General features: G+C 41.2%; 4 protein-coding genes. 1 reads left to right on the forward strand and 3 read right to left on the reverse strand.

All coding sequences use genetic code 11. The features are described from left to right. Together PX636_RS08705 and PX636_RS08710 are read right to left on the reverse strand one after the other, a co-directional pair. The coding region (locus PX636_RS08705; RefSeq protein WP_288116778.1) for a glycosyltransferase family 39 protein at positions 1 to 1,064 on the reverse strand (1,064 nt) is incomplete at its 3' end. A 1-nt stretch (position 1,065) separates the two neighbouring features. Beyond that, complete coding sequence (locus PX636_RS08710) at positions 1,066 to 1,641, reverse strand: hypothetical protein (RefSeq protein ID WP_288116779.1); 576 nt, start codon at positions 1,639 to 1,641, stop codon at positions 1,066 to 1,068. 236 nt (positions 1,642 to 1,877) lie between these two features. Here PX636_RS08710 and PX636_RS08715 point away from each other — a divergent pair, with 236 nt between their 5' ends. Beyond that, on the forward strand, positions 1,878 to 2,072 hold the full coding sequence (locus tag PX636_RS08715) for a hypothetical protein (RefSeq protein WP_002763089.1): 195 nt from the start codon (positions 1,878 to 1,880) through the stop codon (positions 2,070 to 2,072). 183 nt (positions 2,073 to 2,255) lie between these two features. On the opposite strand, the gene PX636_RS08720 is transcribed toward PX636_RS08715, so the two are convergent. After that, positions 2,256 to 3,785: a pyruvate kinase gene (locus PX636_RS08720; RefSeq protein ID WP_288116781.1), complete on the reverse strand. Its 1,530-nt coding sequence runs from the start codon at positions 3,783 to 3,785 to the stop codon at positions 2,256 to 2,258. Positions 3,786 to 4,054: the final 269 nt, after the last annotated feature.

Raw genomic sequence — 4,054 nt, forward strand, 5'->3', positions numbered from 1 at the left:
GAGTCTAGCCACGCTGTTTTTAATTGTGGGATAATCCAGAGAAAAAACCCGATCATTATTGCGCCAGAAATCAAGATAATTATTAAAGATTCTGATTCAACGGGGAGCAGGGAAAGCATGGTGATTAATGTTCCCAGTAACTGAAAAAGGGGGCTAATTACGGCTAAAAAACTATCATTGTCTCTCTGAATCCAACCAGTCATCTGATTGCCATAATCTTTGGGTACAAAGCTGATAAACCAAATAATAATAAAGCTCAAGTTACCTAAAAAAACTAAACTTAAACGCCACCAATTAGTTATCCAAAAGTTTTTTTGTTGGATTTGCTTGAATAAAATCAATAATAAAGTTATTGCTTCCGCTAGGATAGTTAAACTAAAAAAATAGTGGACTAATAACCCTAGACAGTTGACAATTAACCAGAAAAAAACCAAAGTATGGGATATTCTCTTATGGTCGATAATTTGACCGCTTGCCCTAAGAAAACAGCCTAAAGATATGAGGACAAATACAACCGCTAAAGTATAATGGCGCGCTTCTTGGGAGATAAAAACCGCATAGGGAGAAACCGCCATTAAAATCGCCGACAGAAAAGCGATCGAGCCGGATTTAAAGACCAATTTACTGATAAAATAAATTAAAGGAATCGAAATAACTCCCCAAAAAACTGCCAGCAATCGCATTCCTTCTAAAGACACATATTCTCCCCGATCAAAGAATAATTTATTCCAGAGATAGGCGAAAATAAAATATAAAGGTGGATGATTGTCCTCCTGAATAACTAATTTAATTACATCGGCAATAGTTGCCTGATGGTTGCTCTGGAGAGGTGCTAATAAAGTGTCTAGGGAAATTATTTGATTTAACGGCACTATCTGGTAATTATTGCCAATACTAAAAACCATAGTGGCAAATTCATCCGTCCAGGGAGGTTTGCTCGTTAATTGTGTTAACCTTATAACCAGTCCCAAAATTATTACTAATCCTAACCAGCAAAAATCAGACCAAGCTAACCGCTCCTTGCTTCTTTGTTGTAGATCAGAAATGACTGTAGATAAATTCAATTTAATTGTTATCTCCGAAAGATTCGATTATTTTAACCGCTTCCGATGGGGAAATATCTTGACGGCAATTAGGATAATCATACTCCTCCCGGGCAATTAATGCCCCACTGAGACGATAAAAATATTCTCCCATTTTCATCCAATCGGAATACAAATCGGGTTCGGGAAATTGTTGCCTTAATTCCGAGTCTTTGGGTGTACCATAATTGAGCCAGTATCCTTCTCCAAATAGTGGGGAATTGAGCGCCAGGGTTCCCTCTAATTCTAAACCATCATCGCCCCTGGCGTTTTCGATTCCTTCCACCAAAAAACAGCTATTCTCGGCATTTTCAAAGAGGACTGCGTATCCATTCCCCTCTTCTGCGAGGATTTTAATCTCGCTGGCCCGAAATCCGGGAGGAATATAGTTAGGTAAAATAATCTTAGCATCTAGTGATCGCAGTTGTTGCCGTTGACTGGCGCTCAAAGTTAGCGTTTCTGCTCTCAGATATTGCCCATTGTCAATAATAACAATAGATAATCCTAAAACTAAAGGCCAGAAAAATTGTATGGTCATAATCGCTGTTTCTAGGGTCATATTCTGGAGAATATGTCAGTTTTTAGGCAATTTACTGATTATTTAACCAGATTAATGACGAATATTGCCCTTTTCCTGTTCCCGATTCCCTATCTACCGATTCTAATCGACAAAAAATCATAGCTTATCTGTGGATTCCACTTTTTTCCACTTCTGTCACCCGGAATTATGGGACTGACATCACCCCAAACCCTCTCGTATTCTAAGGTTATCGACAGGAAAGAGAGGTGACAACCATGTTAGCCAACCACCAAAATCAAACTTTTGTCCGTAACTACTTAATCGCAGTTATCTCCGTGGTGATGATGGGTGTGGGAGTTGCCGATCTCGTCAATAATCCCTCCCGAATCGCTCAACAAAACCGTCTTGATGGTTATGGTCGCTATGTTAGCGCTGGTTTGGTTAGTGGTGCGGTCAATAATATGCGTTAATTTGCCTCTGATTCTCAATCCTGTTGAAAAGGTGTGAGGAATTATGAATTATGAATTATGAATTATGAACTGGGGAGAATAAATAAAAATAATCTCCTGATAACTGATAACTGATAACTGATAACTGATAACTGATAACTGATAACTGATAACTAATAACTGATAACTAATAACTGAAACTGCCTAAACCCAAGAATGGAGGGCGCGTAATTGGGGCGTTTTTTTAGCTTGGTGGCTCTGCATTCTTTGTAAAACATCATCGAGAATTGTCACCGCTTCACGGATATATTCCCCCTTATTAAGCATGACACATTCGGCTCTTTCGGCCATAGCGGCATCCGTAATCTCGGCCCGGGAAGGAATACTTTTCTTGACCAGATTTTCTAGGACTTGGGTGGCCCAAATTACTGGAATATGGGCCGCTTCGCATAACCAGAGAATTTCCTCTTGAATTTCTGCGAGTCTTTGATAGCCAATTTCTACGGCCAAATCACCCCGGGCAATCATCACCCCAAAAGGTTGTTTACCGGCGGCATGGATGATTAATTCGGGTAGATTTTTCACGGCTAAAGGTGTTTCTATTTTGGCCACAATTGCTTTTTGTCGCCAAGCATCCCCCAAACGACTTTGTAACTCTAGCTGTAGTGTCTCGATATCGCTGGCTTTTTGCACAAAAGAGTAACCGATAATATCGGCATTTTGGGCAATAAAATCTAAATCTTGCCGGTCTTTTGCGGTCAAAGGATCGATATTTAAGACGGTATCGGGGAAATTTAGGCCTTTATCTGCTTTGAGTTTTTCCCCTTTCTCCCTAGCGTGGGTAATTTTTAGTAAGAGACCTTCTGGCATTATGGCAATAACTTCAGCCCCAATATGACCATCATCAATCCAAACTTTCGCCCCGACGGGAATTTGGGGAATAATTTCCGGTTGGGAACAATTAGCCTGAAAATACTGAGGATGGGCAGTATGGGGCGGTTGGGTGGTTAAGAGGAGAAAATCCCCTTGATATAGTCTGGTTTGGGACTGGGGGGCTAAAATCTGTTCTAAACGGATTTTTGGGCCAGCTAAGTCCATATAAACCTTACAGGTATGTCCATTGACTAAATTTTCGGGATTTTTGACCGCCTCGCGCAGATTTTCGATCATTCCCTGCCACTCTTTGGGTCCATCATGGGCGCAATTAATGCGAATACAGTCCATCCCGCAACGCAGTAATTGAGCGATAAAATCGGGGTCGGTTGCCGCCTCCGTCGGCATTGTCACCATAATTCGCACCCGACGCCGGGGGGAAGGCAGACCGAAAACTTCGGCGCTATGGGAGGCTAAAAGTTGATCTCCCTGGAAAAATGCCTCTAAAGGGGGATGTTTGGGTAATAATGAGGATTCTTGATGACAAACCGCCCCTAAAGTGGCAATTACGGCATCGAGGGTCTGTAAAACTTTCGATTCAATCCGGCCTAGGGAAGATAATCCCCAGGGCATTAAAGCTAATTGCAAATCCCGGATATCTTCTTGTCTCAGGGCGAGATAATAGGCTAAATTACGGGTGCTAGGTTGAAAATTATCCTTTTCAATCAGGTTTTTCCACTGCTGCAATTTCTCCTCTCCTTCTACTGTCACAAAATGCCGTAACTTTTGCAGATGATGGAGGAGAGTTTGAGGGTAGGATAATTGTTCTCGTTTGAGTTGTTCTGAGAGAGTTAAAGACATAAAATCAAGTAAAAAGTAAAAATCGTCAATTACTAAGGCAATACTTGCCTAGAAAATGATCACTTTCGCCGCTTATATTGCTTTTGGGCGGTTATGGGGTCAGTTCTCAGGTATAATCTCTCTATTTCTATACTAAGCAAATATCCTGTCTCTAGAAGTTAATTTTTGCTGCGATTTATGGCGGTTATCTTCATGGTGAGGTGGGAAGTTTTGGTTTTCGTGGTTCCCTGGTCGGTGGTCGATACTAGAAAGGCTAGGTTTATCGGTGA

The sequence above is a fragment of the Microcystis sp. M53598_WE2 genome, from assembly GCF_030067735.1.
Taxonomy (GTDB): domain Bacteria; phylum Cyanobacteriota; class Cyanobacteriia; order Cyanobacteriales; family Microcystaceae; genus Microcystis; species Microcystis aeruginosa.